The organism is Streptomyces sp. XD-27, from assembly GCF_030553055.1.
Taxonomy (GTDB): Bacteria; Actinomycetota; Actinomycetes; order Streptomycetales; family Streptomycetaceae; genus Streptomyces.
The window spans coordinates 2,586,180-2,604,013 of sequence record NZ_CP130713.1 but is presented as its reverse complement, the minus strand read 5'-3'; the positions used below and the strand labels follow the sequence as shown (position 1 = coordinate 2,604,013).

Annotated in this window: 12 protein-coding genes and 2 pseudogenes; 5 read left to right on the top strand and 9 right to left on the bottom strand. The window is 71.8% G+C overall.

Annotation, left to right across the window (positions count from 1 at the left end):
• Window position 1 precedes the first annotated feature (1 nt).
• Window positions 2–1,422: pseudogene (locus Q3Y56_RS11400) on the bottom strand (helix-turn-helix domain-containing protein).
• 980 nt (window positions 1,423–2,402) lie between these two features.
• Here Q3Y56_RS11400 and Q3Y56_RS11395 point away from each other — a divergent pair.
• Window positions 2,403–2,924: a universal stress protein gene (locus Q3Y56_RS11395; protein WP_304461843.1), complete on the top strand. Its 522-nt coding sequence runs from the start codon at window positions 2,403–2,405 to the stop codon at window positions 2,922–2,924.
• A gap of 110 nt (window positions 2,925–3,034) precedes the next feature.
• On the opposite strand, the gene glmS is transcribed toward Q3Y56_RS11395, so the two are convergent.
• From glmS to Q3Y56_RS11380, 3 genes are all read right to left on the bottom strand, one after another.
• Window positions 3,035–4,864, bottom strand: a complete 1,830-nt coding sequence (gene glmS / locus Q3Y56_RS11390; RefSeq protein WP_304461842.1) for a glutamine--fructose-6-phosphate transaminase (isomerizing) — start codon at window positions 4,862–4,864, stop codon at window positions 3,035–3,037.
• Between the two features lie 77 nt (window positions 4,865–4,941).
• On the bottom strand, window positions 4,942–5,223 hold the full coding sequence (locus tag Q3Y56_RS11385; protein WP_304461841.1) for a hypothetical protein: 282 nt from the start codon (window positions 5,221–5,223) through the stop codon (window positions 4,942–4,944).
• A gap of 88 nt (window positions 5,224–5,311) precedes the next feature.
• Complete coding sequence (locus tag Q3Y56_RS11380; protein ID WP_304461840.1) at window positions 5,312–6,217, bottom strand: DUF4429 domain-containing protein; 906 nt, start codon at window positions 6,215–6,217, stop codon at window positions 5,312–5,314.
• 215 nt (window positions 6,218–6,432) lie between these two features.
• On the opposite strand from Q3Y56_RS11380, the gene Q3Y56_RS11375 reads away from it, so the two are divergent.
• Window positions 6,433–8,073 carry a beta-N-acetylhexosaminidase gene (locus Q3Y56_RS11375; protein ID WP_304461839.1) on the top strand — a complete coding sequence of 547 codons (1,641 nt, stop codon included), beginning with the start codon at window positions 6,433–6,435 and terminating at the stop codon, window positions 8,071–8,073.
• 12 nt (window positions 8,074–8,085) lie between these two features.
• Here Q3Y56_RS11375 and Q3Y56_RS11370 read toward each other — a convergent pair whose 3' ends face one another.
• Genes Q3Y56_RS11370 through Q3Y56_RS11355 form a run of 4 tightly spaced genes read right to left on the bottom strand, consistent with a single transcriptional unit; the run spans window position 8,086 to window position 13,996 of the window.
• Window positions 8,086–9,240: an acyl-CoA dehydrogenase family protein gene (locus tag Q3Y56_RS11370; protein ID WP_304461838.1), complete on the bottom strand. Its 1,155-nt coding sequence runs from the start codon at window positions 9,238–9,240 to the stop codon at window positions 8,086–8,088.
• 3 nt (window positions 9,241–9,243) lie between these two features.
• Window positions 9,244–10,188 carry a hydroxymethylglutaryl-CoA lyase gene (locus tag Q3Y56_RS11365; RefSeq protein WP_304461837.1) on the bottom strand — a complete coding sequence of 315 codons (945 nt, stop codon included), beginning with the start codon at window positions 10,186–10,188 and terminating at the stop codon, window positions 9,244–9,246.
• Complete coding sequence (locus tag Q3Y56_RS11360) at window positions 10,188–12,335, bottom strand: biotin carboxylase N-terminal domain-containing protein (RefSeq protein ID WP_304461836.1); 2,148 nt, start codon at window positions 12,333–12,335, stop codon at window positions 10,188–10,190. The genes Q3Y56_RS11365 and Q3Y56_RS11360 overlap by 1 nt, the downstream gene beginning before the upstream one ends.
• 17 nt (window positions 12,336–12,352) lie before the next feature.
• Complete coding sequence (locus Q3Y56_RS11355) at window positions 12,353–13,996, bottom strand: carboxyl transferase domain-containing protein (RefSeq protein ID WP_304461835.1); 1,644 nt, start codon at window positions 13,994–13,996, stop codon at window positions 12,353–12,355.
• A 101-nt stretch (window positions 13,997–14,097) separates the two neighbouring features.
• Here Q3Y56_RS11355 and Q3Y56_RS11350 point away from each other — a divergent pair, with 101 nt between their 5' ends.
• The 3 genes and pseudogenes from Q3Y56_RS11350 to Q3Y56_RS11340 all read left to right on the top strand — a co-directional run bounded on the left by Q3Y56_RS11350 (window position 14,098) and on the right by Q3Y56_RS11340 (window position 16,952).
• Window positions 14,098–14,718: a TetR/AcrR family transcriptional regulator gene (locus Q3Y56_RS11350; protein ID WP_304461834.1), complete on the top strand. Its 621-nt coding sequence runs from the start codon at window positions 14,098–14,100 to the stop codon at window positions 14,716–14,718.
• Between the two features lie 99 nt (window positions 14,719–14,817).
• Window positions 14,818–15,974: pseudogene (locus tag Q3Y56_RS11345) on the top strand (acyl-CoA dehydrogenase family protein).
• A 51-nt stretch (window positions 15,975–16,025) separates the two neighbouring features.
• Window positions 16,026–16,952, top strand: a complete 927-nt coding sequence (locus Q3Y56_RS11340; RefSeq protein ID WP_304461833.1) for an acyl-CoA thioesterase II — start codon at window positions 16,026–16,028, stop codon at window positions 16,950–16,952.
• On the opposite strand, the gene Q3Y56_RS11335 is transcribed toward Q3Y56_RS11340, so the two are convergent.
• Window positions 16,943–17,743: a phosphatase gene (locus Q3Y56_RS11335; RefSeq protein ID WP_304461832.1), complete on the bottom strand. Its 801-nt coding sequence runs from the start codon at window positions 17,741–17,743 to the stop codon at window positions 16,943–16,945. The two genes, Q3Y56_RS11340 and Q3Y56_RS11335, sit on opposite strands and share 10 nt — an antisense overlap.
• Between the last annotated feature and the right edge of the window lie 91 nt (window positions 17,744–17,834).

Here is a 17,834-nt window from a genome sequence, read left to right as displayed (position 1 = left end):
CTCACCCTACGGGGCGTTCCCGCTGGCCGGGCAGGGTCGGACGGCCCTGGACCCGGTTCGCGGCCTGCTCCGGCACGCGTGCGGCGTACGCGTCCGACTCCGGCTTGCCGGGCTCCGGCGCACCCGCGCCGCCGTGCCCGGGGCCGCCGTACCCGACGTGAGCCGTGTGGCTCCCGTGGCCGAGGTGCCCGCCGTGCCCGTCGTGGCGCACGTGGCCGCCGTGCGCCGACGGGCCGCCGTGGCCCGCCGCCGCAAGCCCCGCGGCCGGTCCCGGCGGCGCCGGGTGCTGCGGGTGGCCGGGGTGCGGCAGCGCCGTGGCGGCACGCCGCAGTGCCGTCGCGGCGTCCGCGGTGCGCTGCTCGCCCACCTCGGGCCGCTCCGGCCGGTCGCCGCGCTCCGTGGTGCCCTGCGGCCTGCGCGCCCGGTACGCCGCCCGGTAGGCCGCGGGGGAGGACCCCAGCTGCCGCCGGAAGTGGCCGCGCAGCGCGACCGGCGACCGGAAGCCGCAGCGCCCGGCGACCTCGTCGACCGAGTAGTCGGAGGTCTCCAGGAGCCGCTGGGCCTGGAGTACCCGCTGGGTGATCAGCCACTGGAGTGGAGCGCTCCCAGTGAGCGAACGGAACCGCCGGTCGAAGGTGCGGCGGCTCATGTAGGCGCGAGCGGCCAGGGCCTCGACGTCGAACTGCTCGTGCAGGTGTTCGAGTGCCCAGGCGACGACCTCGGCGAGCGGATCGGCGCCGATCTCCTCTGGTAAAGATCTGTCGAGGTAGCGCTCCTGACCGCCGCTGCGCCGCGGCGGTACGACGAGACGGCGGGCCAGGGCCCCGCGGCGTCGGCGCCGTGGTCGGTCCGTACGACGTGCAGGCACAGGTCGATCCCGGCGGCGGTCCCCGCCGAGGTCAGTACGTCCCCGTCGTCCACGAACAGTTCGCGCGGATCCACGTGCACCGACGGGTAGCGCTTGGCCAGCGTCGGCGCGTACATCCAGTGTGTGGTGGCCGGGCGGCCGTCGAGCAGGCCCGCCGCGGCCAGTACGAAGGCCCCGGTGCACAGTCCGACGATGCGCGCGCCCTCTTCGTGGGCGCGGCGCAGCGCGTCCAGCGCGGCGGCCGGTGGCGGCTGGGTGATCGAGCGCCACGCCGGTACGACGACGGTGCCGGCCCGGGAGAGCGCCTCCAGGCCGTATGGAGCGGTCAGTTCCAGTCCGCCGGTCGTTCGCAATGGCACATCTTCGCCCGCGCACACGAGCAATCGGTATCGCGGTACGCCCGCGTCCTGCCGGTCGATACCGAAGACGGAGAGCGGGATGGAGCTCTCGAATATAGGGCCGCCGCTGAAGAGCAGCACCGCGACGATTTCCCGTCGTCGGCGCCCGGAGAGCTTACGCGAGGTCTCCGGTACGGTTGTGGAGTCCTGGCTCATGGAACTAAGCCCCCCTCGGTGGTCGCGTCCTCTCGGTCCTGCACGTTTCCCCTCGGTCCTGAACGGTTCCCCCGCCGGTCATCGCCAAGATCGAATCTACTGTGTCGCGTGTGGTGGCCGTGACCAGTTCACCACCCGCTCCCAAGTCGACATGACAACTTGGCGCGAAGCATTCGATCACGAAGCGTTGCACTCGTAGCTCCCGCTGGGAAGTGCGCCTATGGAGCGCACCCTCTCCCCGTAGGGGGCGCACCCGGCCGATACCCCTTTCCTCGCTGGTGGGAGCGCGGGTGGGGGTGGTGTTTGCCAAGGAAAGGGGCCCTGCCCAAACTTGGCTGAAAAGTAGTGGGAGCAGAGAGTCGGATCAGGGGCGGACCGGCGTACGCCCGCCCGCATCGCGGGCGCCCGTCCGTGCTCCTGTGCGCCCGCCACAGCGCCGCGCACGCCGCCGCCCGTCGCGTCGACGCCGTACGCCCGCGAACGTACCGTCGAGGCGGGCGCGGCACCTGTCGGACACGGAGCGAACGCGTACGGACACGGACTGCTCCTCTCGGGTGGCGGACGAGGGTGAAGGGCGATCGCGGGGGAGGGCCGTGCTCGTCGCGGCAAGGACCGTGGCAGCGCCGCCCCTCCACTGTCCTGCCGACCGCCTGATCCCCGGTCGGCGGCCGCTCGGCGTACGCCAGTGGGCGGCTGGAAGGCATTGCGCTCCGGGCCGCCCTCCGGCATGCTCCGGGGAACGCCTCGGGCGCCCCTACCGCTGGGGCGGACCCTGGGCGGGCGAGGAGTGGGGCCTTACCCTTGGGGGTATGGGCTTGGAAAGATGAATCCCGGACGGATTCTGTTCGTTCGACGCTCCCCGGGCTCCGTCCGGGAGGTGTTCCCACCCCGAGCCGCCAGAACCAGCAGTCCGCCCACAACGTCAACCAGAGCCCATACGCCGATCCCTCCGCAAGAGGATTTCCTTCGCCGAGACACCGATGGCCGGTCACGAATTCCCCGAACCCGCGGACCGCAAGAGGGTCGCTGATCACCAAGCGCACCCCGAAGCGGCGGAAGAGTCACGCCACGCCTGCGATCCGGCGTTCCAGCACGGTGTCGTGGTGGGATTCGACGGCTCCACGTCGAGCGAGCGGGCGCTCGCCTACGCGATCGGAATGGCCCGGCGCTCCGGCTCCGGCCTGATCATCGTTCATGTGGCCAACCGGCTGCCGACGACCGTGTGGGCGGGCTGCGAGCCGCCGGTCTTCGTGGACGTCCCCGACCACCGCACCGAGGTGCTGGGCCTCGAACTGGCCTGTGCGGACCATCTCTCCGAGGTCCCCTGGATCCTGGTCGAACGGGGCGGGGACATCTGCCACGAACTGGAGGAGGTCGGCCGGGAGTACGCGGCCGACGCGATCGTGGTCGGCTCCACGCACGGGCTGGTGGGCCGGCTCTTCGGCTCCGTCGCGGGCCGGCTGGCGCGCCGCGCGCAGCGCCCGGTCATCGTCATCCCCTGACGCGCATCGTCATCTCCCGACGCGCACGCGCCCGTTGGGGGTTGCTCGATCGACGCTCGCGATCGTCGACGCTCGCGGTCGTCTGAGCAACCCCCAACGGGGCCGGCGGACTACTCCACCGTGACGGACTTGGCCAGGTTGCGCGGCTTGTCGATGTCGCGGCCCAGCGTCAGAGCCGTGTGGTACGCGAGGAGTTGCAGCGGAATGCCCATCAGGATCGGGTCCAGCTCGACCTCGTTCTTCGGTACCACGATCGTGTGGTCCGCCTTCTCCTGCTCCTGGTGGGCGACGGCGAGGATCGGGCCGCTGCGGGCCTTGATCTCCTCCAGCGCCGCGCGGTTCTTCTCCAGCAGGTCGTCGTCGGGGACGATCGCGACCGTCGGCAGCGCGGGCTCGATCAGCGCGAGCGGGCCGTGCTTGAGCTCCGAGGCCGGGTACGCCTCGGCGTGGATGTAGGAGATCTCCTTCAGCTTCAAGGAGGCCTCAAGGGCGACCGGGTAGCCGCGCACCCGGCCGATGAACATCATGCTCTTCGCGTTCGCGTATTCCTTCGCGAGCTTCTCGATCTCCGGCTCCAGCGCCATGATCTCGGAGATCTGCTCCGGCAGCTTGCGCAGGCCCGCGATGAGCCGCTTGCCGTCCGCCACCGACAGGTCCCGGATGCGGCCGAGGTGCAGGGCCAGCAGGGCGAAGGCGACCACCGTGTTGGTGAAGCACTTGGTGGACACGACGCAGACCTCGGGGCCCGCGTGGACGTACACGCCGCCGTCGGTCTCGCGGGCGATCGCGGAGCCGACCACGTTGACCACGCCCAGGACGCGGGCGCCCTTGCGCTTGAGCTCCTGCACCGCGGCGAGGACGTCGTACGTCTCACCGGACTGGGAGACCGCCACGTACAGCGTGTCGGGGTCCACGACCGGGTTGCGGTAGCGGAACTCGGAGGCGGGCTCGGCGTCGGCGGGGATGCGGGCCAGCTCCTCGATCAGGCCGGCGCCGATGAGCCCCGCGTGGTAGGACGTGCCGCAGCCGAGGATCTTGACCCGGCGGATGGTGCGTGCCTCGCGGGCGTCCAGGTTGAGCCCGCCCAGGTGGACGGTGGAGAACCGGTCGTCGATCCGGCCGCGCAGCACCCGGTCGACGGCGTCCGCCTGCTCGCTGATCTCTTTGTGCATGTACGTGTCGTGGCCGCCCATGTCGTACGACTCGGCCTCCCACTCCACGGTGGTCGGCGTGGCCGAGGTGCGGGACCCCTCGGTGGTGTACGTACGGAAGTCGTCGGCCTTGAGCGTGGCCATCTCGCCGTCGTCCAGGGTGACCACCTGGCGGGTGTGGCTGACCAGCGCGGCGACGTCGGAGGCGACGAACATCTCCTTCTCGCCGATGCCGAGCACCACGGGGGAGCCGTTGCGGGCGACGACGATCCGGTCCGCGAAGTCGGCGTGCAGCACGGCGATGCCGTACGTGCCCTCGATCAGCCGCAGCGCCTGGCGGACCTTCTCCTCCAGCGTCTCCGCCTGGGAGCGCGCGATGAGGTGGGTGAGGACCTCGGTGTCGGTCTCGGAGAGGAACTCCACGCCGTCGGCGGTGAGCTTCGCCCGCAGCTCGGAGGCGTTGTCGATGATGCCGTTGTGGACGACGGCGACCTTGCCCTCGGGGTCCATGTGCGGGTGCGCGTTCTCGTCGCTCGGCGCGCCGTGGGTGGCCCAGCGGGTGTGCGCGATGCCGGTGGTGCCGGCGAAGCGCTTGGGGACGCGGGCCTCCAGGTCGCGGACCCGGCCCTTGGCCTTGACCATCTTCAGCGCCGCCGGGGTCTTGCCCGACGGCTTGCCGGTGATCACGATGCCGGCCGAGTCGTAGCCCCGGTACTCCAGCCGCTGGAGGCCCTCCAGCAGCAGCGGTGCCACATCGCGCTTGCCGATGTATCCGACGATTCCGCACATGGTTCTTCATCCCCTCCTGGTCGTTGCGTGGGTGCTCGGTTGTGGGCGAGACGGTCCCGGCCCTGGGCGAGCCGGCCTCAGCCGTAGACGATCCGGCGCAGCTGCCGGAGCGAGAGCTCGGGCGGTGCCACGGCGCGGTGCGGCAGCTCCGCCGCGATCCGCTCGAAGATGTCCGTGTTCGTCCAGCCACCGGACTGCAGCTCGCGGTGGCGCCGCCGGACGTACTCCTCGACCGTCTCGTCGAAGTACGCCAGCACGTCCAGCACCACCCGGGCGGCCTCGCCGCGGTTCAGCGACGTGCTGCGCACCAGGTGGTCGACGAGGTCGTCGTGAGACGAGGGCGTACGGCGTTCGAGCACTCGTTGATATTGATGGGAAGCGGAGAGTTTCGCAAGAAATCTGCCCGATATCGGGCACCGTCTGGGGTGGAAGCGGCGCGAACCCGGCCTAGAAGCGGCGCAGGACGGACTGCTTGGCCGCCGTGAACTCCTCCTCCGTGAGCACCCCGCTCTGCCGCAGCTCCCCCAGCTCTCGCAGTCGGCGCAGCAGCGCGTCGTGATCCGCGTCACCTTCCCCGGAGGCTTTCGTGGTCGACGGCGGCACCTGCGGCGCGACGGGTCCGCCGATCTCGTCCGCCGGTGCCGCCGGGTGCGGCATCCGGGCGACGACGGCCGCCGCGACCAGCGCCATCAGCGGGTCCTTGCGGAAGCCGTACAGCTCGATCGCGTGCGGGTCGTGCTTCGGCACCGTCGTCGTCAGCGTCGTCGCCGTCGACTTCGCCAGCCGGAACCGGAGGTAGCCGTTCTCCAGTCCCTCGGCGGGCCGCCACTCCACCGCGTCGAGGTCCGCGACCGAGAAGGTGCGGGGGCCCGCCGACTTCTTCGACTCCTCGGTCTTCCAGTTCCACTCCAGCCGGATCCGGTCACCGTCGAAGGACGCGATGCCGTCGCCCGCCGCCGCCGACAACGGCACGGCGGGGCCGGGCAGCAGGAAGCGGTCACAGGGGCCGGTGGGCACCTCGTCCAGCAGCAGCGCGTTGCGCACCTCGTCGACGAAGTACTCGGCGACCCCGGAGCGGTCCGGGTCGACGCTCAGCTGGTACGGGTCGGCCCCGTCCGGCAGCCTGCCGCCCGTGGCCAGGCGCAGCGGATCGGCGCCCTCGCGCAGCCGCAGCCGCAGGCGGCCGGACTTCCGGCCGGGCTCGTACGCGATCCCCGCCAGCGCCTCCAGCGGGACGGTCAGCTCGCCCAGAGACTGCCGCGCCGCGTGGACGCCCTTGTCGCGGCCGGGCACGATGCGCACCGCGTCGCCGTCGAAGGTCCAGGTCCCGTCGCTTTGGATGATCTCCGCCATGCAGTGCATTCTGACAGGCATATGGAGTGAATTCTGACGCGCATTCGGATGCGAAGTGAGCGCGGAGTGGTCTACACCTTGACCCCTTGTGGGCCGCGCGGTACCCAAGGGGATGGTCGGCCGCCCCGTCCGTGCTCTTCCGTGTCCTGCCCGCTGTTCCCATCCGGATATCTCCCCCGGACTTCCCCGCACGCAGTTCGTTGAAGGGACCGCCCGTGAGACGACGCAGCGCCCGGAAACACCCCTCTCGCCCGCTCCTACGCCGCTCCCGCCTGATCCGGCTGCTCGGTGCCCTGCTGCTCGCAGCCGCCGCCACCGGAGCCGGTGGGGGCACGGCCGAGGCCGCCGCTCCGGCCGTCCCCGCCGACGACACGGATCCCCGGGCGCGGGTGGTGCCCGTGCCCGCCACCGTGACGCCCGGCGGAACCCCGTACACCCTCACCAGGCGCACGGCGATCCGCGTGCCCGGCACCGCGCAGGCGCGCGGTGTGGGCGACTACCTGGCAGGGGTGCTGCGGCCCTCCACCGGCTATCCGCTGCCCGTCACCGCCGCGGCGGGCGAGGACGGCATCCGGCTGCGGCTGGCCACCACCGGCCGTGAGGTCGAAGACCTGGGTGCGGAGGGCTACCGCCTGGAGGCGGACGCCGACGCGGTGACCATCACCGCCCGTCAGCCCGCCGGGCTCTTCCACGGAGTGCAGACGCTGCGCCAGCTGCTGCCCGCCGCCGTGGAGCGCCGCACCGCCCAGTCCGGCCCCTGGCGGGTCCCCGGCGGCACCATCACCGACGTACCGAGGTTCGCCTACCGCGGGGCGATGCTCGACGTGTCGCGGCACTTCTTCACCGTGCCGCAGGTCAAGCGCTACATCGACCAGCTCGCCCTGTACAAGATCAACAAACTGCATCTGCACCTCTCCGACGACCAGGGCTGGCGGATCGCCATCGACTCCTGGCCGCGGCTGGCCACGTACGGCGGCAGCACCCAGGTCGGCGGCGGCCGCGGCGGCTTCTACAGCAAGGACGACTACCGCGAGATCGTGCGGTACGCCCAGAGCCGCTATCTGACCGTGGTGCCCGAGATCGACATGCCGGGGCACACCAACGCCGCCCTCGCCTCGTACGCGCGGCTGAACTGCGACGGCGTCGCGCCGCCGCTCTACACCGGCACGAACGTCGGGTTCAGCTCGCTGTGCGTGCCCAAGGACGTGACGTACGACTTCGTGGACGACGTCGTCCGGGAGCTGGCCGCGCTGACCCCGGGCCCGTACCTGCACATCGGCGGCGACGAGGCCCACTCCACCAGCCCCCAGGACTACGCGGCCTTCATGGACCGCGTACAGCCGGTCGTCGCCAAGTACGGCAAGACGGTGATCGGCTGGCACCAGCTGACCGGTGCGCGGCCCGCCGAGGGCGCCGTCGCGCAGTACTGGGGGCTCAAGGGGGACGAGCGGGAGGTCGTGGCCGCGGCCAAGGCCGGGACGAAGATGATCCTCTCGCCCGGCAACCGGGCCTATCTCGACATGAAGTACACCAAGGACACGCCGCTGGGGCTCGACTGGGCCGGATACGTGGAGGTGCGCCAGTCCTACGACTGGAACCCGGGCGCGTATCTCAAGGGCGCCCCGGCCTCGGCGGTCCTCGGCGTCGAGGCGCCGCTGTGGTCGGAGACCGTCTCGACCAGTGACCACATCGAGTACCTGGCGTTCCCGCGGGTCGCGGGCATCGCGGAACTCGGCTGGTCACCGGCCGCGACGCACGACTGGGACGCGTACCGCGTGCGCCTGGCCGCGCAGGGGCCGCGGTGGGATGCCCTGGGCATCGACTTCTACCGCTCGCCGCAGGTGCTGTGGGAGTAGCCGCGGCTCCGCCTACAGGCCCAGCTCGCGGGCGATCAGTATCCGCTGCACCTCGCTCGTGCCCTCGCCGATCTCCAGGATCTTGGAGTCCCGCCACATCCGGGCCACCGGGTACTCGTTCATGAAGCCGTAGCCGCCGTGGATCTGGGTGGCCTCGCGGGCGTTGTCCACCGCGATCGTCGACGAGTACAGCTTGGCCAGGGCCGCCTCCTTCTTGAAGGACTCCCCGACGACCAGGCGGGACGCGGCGTCGCGCCAGGCGAGGCGCGAGGTGTGGGCCTTCATCTCCATGTCGGCGAGCTTGAACTGGATGGCCTGGTTGGCGCCGATCGGCCGCCCGAAGGCCTGGCGCTCCTTGGCGTACCGCACCGACTCGTCGACGCAGCCCTGGGCGAGCCCGGTCGCGAGGGCCGCGATGGCGATGCGGCCCTCGTCGAGGATGCGCAGGAACTGGGCGTATCCGCGGCCCTCCTCGCCGAGCAGGTTCGCGGCCGGTACGCGGACGTCCGAGAAGGCCAGCTCGCGGGTGTCCGAGGCGTTCCAGCCGACCTTCGAGTAGGGCGCCGCGACCGTGAAGCCCGGGGTGCCGGACGGCACGATGATCGACGAGATCAGCGGGGCCCCGTCCTCCTTGCGACCGGTGACCGCGGTGACGGTGACCAGGCCGGTGATGTCGGTGCCGGAGTTGGTGATGAAGCACTTCGAGCCGTTGATGACCCATTCGTCGCCGTCCCGCACGGCGGTCGTCTTCGTGCCGCCGGCGTCCGAACCGCACTCCGGCTCGGTGAGGCCGAAGGCGCCGAGCATCTCACCGGAGCAGAGCTTGGGCAGCCACTCCCGCTTCTGGGCCTCGGTGCCGAAGTGGAAGATCGGCATGGCGCCGAGGGAGACCCCGGCCTCGAGGGTGATGGCGACCGAGGAGTCGACGCGGGCCAGCTCCTCCAGGGCGATGCCGAGGGCGAGATAGTCGCCGCCCATGCCGCCGTACTCCTCGGGGAACGGCAGCCCGAAGAGCCCCATGCGGCCCATCTCGCGGACGATCTCATACGGGAATGCGTGCCGCTCGTAGAAGTCGCCGATCTTCGGCGCCACGACGTCGTGGGCGAACTCCTCGACGGTACGGCGTAGTTCCTCGTGCTCGGCGGACAGCCGGTGGTCGAGCGACATGACTCAGGTCTCCTTCTGGGAGAGTGCACGGACGGTGCGGGATGGGCTGGGTCGGCCCAGATGTCCGGCCATCCACACGCTGGTGGCGGTGAGACGGCCGAGATCGACCCCGGTCTCGATGCCGAGGCCGTCGAGCATCCACACCAGGTCCTCGGTCGCGAGGTTCCCGGTGGCGCTCTTCGCGTACGGGCAGCCGCCGAGGCCGCCCGCGGAGGCGTCGACGGTGGTGATGCCGTGCTCCAGCGCCGCGAGGGTGTTGGCGAGAGCCTGGCCGTAGGTGTCGTGGAAGTGCACGGCGAGCCGGTCGGCGGGCACGCCCGCCTCGCCCAGCCGGGCGAGCAGCTCCCGCACATGGCCGGGGGTGGCCACGCCGATGGTGTCGCCGAGGCTCAACTCGTCGCAGCCGAGGTCCATCAGGCGCTTGGCCACCGCCACCACCTGCCGGACGGGCACCGGCCCCTCCCACGGGTCGCCGAAGCACATCGACAGATAGCCGCGCACCCACATCGCCGACTCGCGGGCGCGGGCCACGACCGGCTCGAACATGGCGAGGGACTCGTCGACGGAGCGGTTGAGGTTGCGCCGGGCGAAGGTCTCCGTCGCACTGCCGAACACGGCGATGCGGCGGACACCCAGCGCCATCGCCCGCTCCAGGCCGCGCTGGTTGGGCACCAGGACCGGCAGCTCGGCGGGCACGTCCTTGAGCAGCGGCACCAACTGCTCGGCATCGGCCAGCTGGGGCACCCACTCGGGGCGGACGAGGCTCGTCGCTTCGACGGTGGACAGCCCGGCGTCGGCGAGCCTGCGGATGAACTCGGCCTTCACCTCGACGGGGACGACCGCCTTCTCGTTCTGCAGGCCGTCGCGCGGCCCCACCTCGTGGATCCGGACCCGGGCCGGCAGTCCGGCCACCGGCACGGCCATGGGCAGTCCGTCGGGCAGGGACATCACTCACCCTCCTCACTGTCGTGCGGGGTGACGACGGCGAGCACCTGGTCCATGGCGACCGTGCTGCCCGCGGCGACGTCCAGCTCGGTGACCGTGCCGTCGTGCGGGGCGGAGATCAGGTGCTCCATCTTCATCGCCTCGACCACCAGCAGGCCCTGGCCCGCGGTGACCTCGTCGCCCACGGCCGCCTTGACGACGGTGACCGTGCCGGGCATGGGCGCGGTGAGCGTCCCGGCGTGGGCCGCTGCCGCGCCGCCGTGCAGGGCGGCCTCGACCGGGTCGTGGTCCAGCAGATGCCAGGTGTCGCCGTCCCGCCCCAGCCAGGTGCCCTCCGGGCCGGGCGCGGTGACGAAGTGGTGGACGACGCCGCCCCACTCGGCGGTCACCCGGCCGGAGCCGGAGTCCAGGAGCCGGGCGCGCACGGTGGAGCGCTCCCCGCTCTCGCCGACCGGGTCGGGACGCTCGATACGGATCTCCGCGTCGTGCGCCCTGCCGCGCACGCGGACCGTGACCGGCTCGTGGCCGGGAACGCGCAGGTGGTGCACGGTCCAGGCGGGCTCGCGGCCGAGCCGCCAGCCGGAGGGCACCGAGAACGGGTCGACCCAGCCGGCCGCGCCTTCCAGTGCGGTGGGCGCGCCGGGTTCCAGCGCGTGCTGCCGCAGCAGGGCCGCCGCCGCCAGCACCTCGTCCGGGACGCCGAGCGGCACCAGGGCGGTCGCGTCGCGGTCCACCAGGCCGGTGTCCAGCTCGCCGGAGACGACGGCGGGGTGCGCGAGCAGGCGGCGCAGGAAGCCGACATTGGTGTCGAGACCGAGGACGGTGGTCCGGGCGAGAGCGGCGCTCAGTCGGCGCAGCGCCGTGGCGCGGTCGGGGCCGTGGGCGATCACCTTGGCGAGCATCGGGTCGTACAGCGTGCCGACCTCGGTGCCCTGGCAGAGCCCGGAGTCCACCCGCACCCCTTCGCCGTGCGGCTCGGCGAGGGCGCGCACCGTACCGGCGGAGGGTAGGAAGTCCACCCGGTCGCCCGACACCCTGGCGGTCTCCGCGCAGATGCGGGCCTCCACGGCGTGCCCGGTGAAGGAGATGTCGTCCTGGGCGAACGGCAGCGGCTCCCCGGCGGCGATCCGGGCCTGCCACTCCACCAGGTCCAGCTCGTCCCGGCCGGCGATGGACACGGCCAGCTCCGTCACGGGGTGCTCGACCTGGAGCCGGGTGTTCATCTCCATGAAGTAGTAGGCCGAGGGATCGTCGCCCGGGACGATGAACTCCACCGTGCCCGCGCCCGTGTAACCGCAGGAGCGCGCCGCCTGAACCGCGGCCTCGCCCATCGCGGCGCGGGTGGCGGCGTCCAGCAGCGGGCTCGGCGCCTCCTCGATGATCTTCTGGTGGCGTCGCTGGAGCGAGCACTCGCGCTCGCCCAGGTGCAGCACGTTGCCGTGGGCGTCGGCCAGTACCTGGATCTCGATGTGGCGGGGCCGGTCGATCCAGCGCTCGACCAGCAGGGTGTCGTCGCCGAAGGAACCGCGGGCCTCACGCCGGGCGGCCGCGATCTCCTCGGCCAGCAGCGCCTCGGTCCGCACCAGCCGCATGCCCTTCCCGCCGCCGCCGGCCGAGGGCTTGAAGAGCACCGGCATGCCGATCTCGCGGGCGGCCTCCGCCAACTGCGCGTCGGTCAGGCCGCTCCCCGACGACCCGGGCACCACCGGCACCCCGGCCGCCTTCACCGTCTCCTTGGCGCGGATCTTGTCACCCATCAGCTCGATCGCCGCGGCGGGCGGGCCGAGGAAGGCCAGCCCGGCGTCGGCGCAGGCGCGGGCGAAGGCGGCGTTCTCGGCGAGGAAGCCGTACCCGGGGTGCACGGCCCGCGCGCCGGAGACCCGGGCCGCCTCCAGCAGCCGCTCGATGGACAGATAGCTCTCCGCGGCCGGTGCCGGGCCGATGCGGACGGCGGTGTCCGCCTCGCGCACATGCCGGGCGTCCGCGTCGGCGTCACTGAAGACGGCCACCGAACGGACGCCGAGCCGCCGCAGTGTGCGGATCACCCGGACCGCGATCTCGCCGCGGTTGGCCACCAGCACGCCGCCGGCACCCACCGGGGCTACGGCGCCCGTCGCGTCCACCGTGTCCGCCGAAGCTGCCATGAACATCGTCTGCATCCCCCTCGTCACATCCGGAAGACGCCGAAGCCGGGCGCCGCGGGGTCCGTCTCGGGCAGTGGCGCGTTGGCGCAGGCGGTGAGCGCCAGGCCCAGCACCGTCCGGGTCTCCAGCGGGTCGATCACGCCGTCGTCCCACAGCCGCGCCGTGGCGTAGTACGCGTTCCCCTGGGTCTCGTACTGCTCGCGGATCGGCGCCCGGAACGCCTCCTCGTCCTCCGCGCTCCAGCTCTCCCCGCGGCCCTCCAACTGGTCGCGCTTGACCGTGGCGAGCACCGAGGCGGCCTGCTCCCCGCCCATCACGGAGATCTTCGCGTTCGGCCACATCCACATGAAGCGCGGCGAATACGCGCGGCCGCACATGGAGTAGTTGCCCGCGCCGTACGAACCGCCGACCACGACGGTCAGCTTCGGCACCCGGGTGCAGGCCACCGCGGTCACCATCTTGGCGCCGTGCTTGGCGATCCCGCCCGCCTCGTAGGAACGGCCCACCATGAAGCCGGAGATGTTCTGCAAGAAGACCAGCGGAATGCCGCGCTGGTCGCACAGCTCGATGAAGTGCGCGCCCTTCTGGGCGGATTCGGAGAACAGGATGCCGTTGTTGGCGACGATCCCGACCGGGTGGCCGTGGATCCTTGCGAAGCCTGTGACGAGCGTCGTCCCGAACTCGGCCTTGAACTCGGCGAAGCGCGAGCCGTCGACCACCCGTGCGATGACCTCCCGCACGTCGTAGGGCGTGCGGGAGTCCACCGGCACCGCCCCGTACAACCCCGCGGGGTCGACGGCGGGCTCTTCGGCGGCCGTCACCGGCCAGGGCAGCCGGCCCCGCTGCGCGAGCGAGGGCGGCAGCGTGGAGACGATGGAGCGGACGATCCGCAGCGCGTGCGCGTCGTCCTCGGCGAGGTGGTCGGTGACGCCGGAGACCTTGGAGTGCACCTCGCCGCCGCCCAGCTCCTCCGCCGTGACGACCTCACCCGTGGCGGCCTTCACCAGCGGCGGGCCGCCCAGGAAGATCGTGCCCTGCTCGCGCACGATGACGGCTTCGTCGCTCATCGCCGGGACGTACGCGCCGCCCGCCGTACACGACCCGAGCACCGCCGCGATCTGCGGGATGCCGGCCCCCGACATCCGCGCCTGGTTGTAGAAGATCCGCCCGAAGTGCTCCCGGTCGGGGAAGACCTGGTCCTGCATGGGCAGGAAGGCGCCACCGGAGTCGACCAGATACACGCACGGCAGGCGGTTCTCCAGGGCCACCTCCTGAGCGCGCAGATGCTTCTTGACCGTCATCGGGTAGTACGTGCCGCCCTTGACGGTGGCGTCGTTGGCGACGACCACCACCTCGCGCCCCGAGACCCGCCCGATCCCGGCGATCACCCCCGCCGCCGGGGCCTGGCCCTCGTACATCCCGTCCGCCGCCAGCGGCGCCAGCTCCAGGAACGGCGATCCGGGGTCGAGCAGGGTGTCCACCCGGTCCCGAGGCAGCAGCTTGCCGCGTGCGGTGTGCCGCGCGCGTGCCTTCTCGCCGCCGCCCAGCCGCGCCACGGCGAGCTTCTCGCGCAGCCGCGCCGACAGCTCGCGGTGCGCGGCCTCGTTGGCGCGCCAGACGTCGGATCCCGGGTCGGCGCCACTCCTCAGCACCGGTGCCTGCTCCATGCCCGCGAGCCCCCTTGCCCGATCCGGCCGATGTGTTAATGAGCGTTAACGTGTTGCCATCAGGTTAACGGCCGCTAACGCCGCTGTCTAGAATCAATTCCATGAGTACGCACGCGCCCGCCACGACCCGCCGCGACCAGATCCTCAGGGAGGCCGCCCGGCTCTTCGCCGAGCGCGGGTTCCACGGCGTCGGCGTGGACGAGATAGGGGCCGCCGTCGGGATCAGCGGGCCCGGCCTCTACCGCCACTTCGCAGGCAAGGACGCCATGCTCGCCGAGCTGCTCGTCGGCATCAGCGGCCGACTGCTGGCGGGCGGCAAGCGCCGGGTCGCCGACGCCGCCGCGGCCGGGCACGACGCGGCCGCCGTCCTGGACTCGCTCATCGAGGGCCACATCGACTTCGCGCTCGACGACCGCCCGCTGATCACCCTGCACGACCGCGAGCTGGACCGGCTGCGCGACAGCGACCGCAAGATGGTGCGCCAGCTCCAGCGGCAGTATGTGGAGCTGTGGGTCGAGGTGGTCCGCGAGGTCTACCCGGGGCTCGCCGAGAGCGTGGCGAGGGCCGCCGTGCACGCCGTCTTCGGCCTGCTCAACTCCACCCCGCACCTCGGCCGCGGCGCGCTCCCGGCCCGCAACCTCACCGCCGAGCTGCTGCACCGGCTCGCCCTCGGCGCGTTCGGGGCCGCCTCGGGTGCGGACGGGGCGGGGCCGGGGCGCTGACTCTCTGGACAGCTCACTGACCCCCGGGTAACTTTCAAGAGTCAACTGAGCAAGCGCTTAGGCGCGGAGTTGTCCGGGTCGCGCCCACGAGGAGCCACTATGCGTCGAACGGTGTTCAACGAGGACCACGAGGCGTTCCGCGAGACCATCCGCGACTTCATCGCCGCCGAGGTCGTGCCGTACTACGACGAGTGGCGCGAGGCCGGGCAGGCGCCCCGCGAGTTCTACAACAAGCTCGGCGAGCTGGGCGTCTTCGGCATCGAGGTGCCGGAGGAGTACGGCGGCGCGGGGGAGACCAGCTTCAAGTTCAACGCCGTCATCACCGAGGAGACCGCCCGCGCCGGCGTGAGCTTCGGCGGCAGCGGTGTCCACACGGCGCTGTGCCTGCCGTACCTCCTCAAGTACGCCTCCGAGGAGCAGAAGCGGCGCTGGCTGCCGCCGTTCGTCACCGGCGAGATGATGACCGCCATCGCCATGACCGAGCCGGGCACCGGCTCCGACCTGGCCGGCATGAAGACCACCGCCAAGCTCTCCGAGGACGGCACGCACTACGTCCTCAACGGCGCCAAGACCTTCATCACCGGCGGTGTGCTCGCCGACCGGGTCCTGGTCTGCGCCCGCACCGCCCCGCCCACCCCGAGGACCGCCGCGGCGGCATATCCATCCTGGTCGTCGACACCGCCTCCGAGGGCTACGCGGTCGGCCGCAAGCTGGAGAAGCTGGGTCTCAAGACCTCCGACACCGCCGAGCTGTCCTTCACCGACGTCAAGGTGCCGGTGGAGGACCTGCTGGGTGAGGAGGGCAGGGCGTTCGAGTACCTCACCCACAACCTGCCGCAGGAGCGCCTCGGCATCGCGGTCAGCGCGTACGCCCAGGCCGCCGCGGCCGTGGAGTTCGCCAAGGGCTATGTGCAGGACCGCACGGTCTTCGGCAAGAGCGTGGCGTCCTTCCAGAACACCAAGTTCGTGCTCGCCGACTGCAAGTCCGAGGTGGACGCCATGCAGGCGCTGGTGGACCGGGCGCTGGACGCCCACGACGCCGGTGAGCTGACCGCCGCCGACGCCGCCTCCGCCAAGCTCTTCACCACCGAGCGGGCCGCCGTCGTCATCGACAAGTGCCTCCAGCTGCACGGCGGTTACGGCTACATGATGGAGTACCCGATCGCCCGCCTGTACGCGGACACCCGCGTCAGCCGTATCTACGGCGGCACCAGCGAGGTCATGCGGTCCATCATCGCCAAGTCGATGGGACTGTGAACCGTGCTCACCGCTCCCCGGGAGCGCGTCCTTCGCGGACTGCCGTGAACCATGAATGAAGCACTTCAGGACCTGGTCGACCTGCTCGACCTGGAGCAGATCGACCGGGACATCTTCCGCGGCGCGAGCCGCCCGTCCGTGGTGGAGCGGGCCTTCGGCGGCCAGGTGGCCTCGCAGGCCCTGGCCGCCGCCGGGCGCACGGTCCCGGACGGCCGCGCGGTGCACTCACTGCACTCGTACTTCCTGCGGCCGGGCGACCCCCGCGCGCCGATCGTCTACACCGTCGACCGGATCCGCGACGGCTTCTCCATCAGCAACCGCAGGGTCGTCGCCGTCCAGCACGGTAAGCCGATGTTCCATCTCTCCGCCTCCTTCCAGGTGTCCGAGGAGGGGTTGGAACACCAGGAGCCGATGCCGGCGGCCCCCGATCCGCTGACCCTGCCGACCGCGCGGGAACAAGTGTCGCGTTACGCCCACCTGTTCACCGATCCGCGGGTCGTCCGGCGCATGGTCCAGGTCCGTTCCGCCGTGGATCTGCGGTACGTGGATCCGCCGCCGTACGGCAGCATCGGACAGCCCCGCGACGCGAAGTCGCAGGTTTGGTTCCGGGTGAACGGCAAACTGGACGGCGATATCGACCGGCCGCTGATGCACGCCTGCCTGGCCACCTACGTCTCCGACATGACCCTGCTGGACTCGGTGCTGCTCGCCCACGGGCGCGGCGGCTGGGCCGTCGGCGACGTGGTCGGCGCCAGCCTGGACCACGCCATGTGGTTCCACCGGCCCTTCCGCGCCGACGAGTGGCTGCTCTACGACCAGCGGAGCCCGACCGCGGCGGGCGGCCGCGGCCTCGCCAGGGGGCGGATCTTCACCCAGGAGGGGCAGCTCGCGGTGTCGGTGGTCCAGGAGGGCATGATCCGGGTGCCGCGGCCCAGGGCCGCGGCACAAGCGGAGGCCGGCGGCACGGCTCAGAACTGAGCCGTGAGCCCCGCCGCGTCCAGCAGATAGGCCGTCATCGGGTCGTAGAACCGCGGGTTGGTCACGTGGTCGTCCAGCGGCACCACCGCCGCCAGCGTGCCCTCCGCCTCGCCCAGGAACAGCGCCGGGTCGTTGCAGTCCGCGTACCCGACGGCCTTGATGCCGCGCTGTCCGGCGCAGCCCGCCCAGCCGTGGTCGGCCACCACCAGGTCCGGCAGCGGTCGGCCGTCCCGGGCGAGCCCGTCCAGGATGGCCGCCATCGGGGCGGGGGAGTGGGTGTGCCACAGCGTCGCACCGCGCTCCAGCACCGCCACGTCGGCGAACTGGAAGACATACCCCTCGTCCGCCTCGAGACCGCCGGGGATCTCGACGATCTCGCAGCCCGCGGCCCGCAGCGCGGCGGCCGTGGCGCGGTGGACGTCCAGCAGCCCACCCGGGTGCCCGGTGGCGAACAGCACCCGCGCACCCGCCTCTGCGGCCTTGCGCAGCTCCGCGGCCATCCGGTCCAGGGCGCCGACCGTCAGCTCCGGGTCGATGGTGTCCTGCCCCGCCCGGTGCTCCGGATCGTCGATCACGCCGCAGCGCTCCGCCATGACCGCCAGCACGTCCTGCTCGTCGGTCCAGCGGTCGCCCAGCTCCAGCCCCAGCCAGTAGTGCCGGTCGCCGTTGGCCAGCTTGCGGTAGTGGGAGAGGTTGTTGTCGCGGGGGGTGGCGACGTTCCCCGCGATCCGCGTGCGGATGAGGTGGTCGATCAGTTCGGGGCGGCTGGGCGCGGAGCTCGGTATCGGCATGCGGCCCATTGTCTCCCGTGCGCCGAGGAAATGGACGTGGTGTCCAAATAGCCGTCCTTGGTCTTTGGAAACGTACATGTGCGGATTCCGT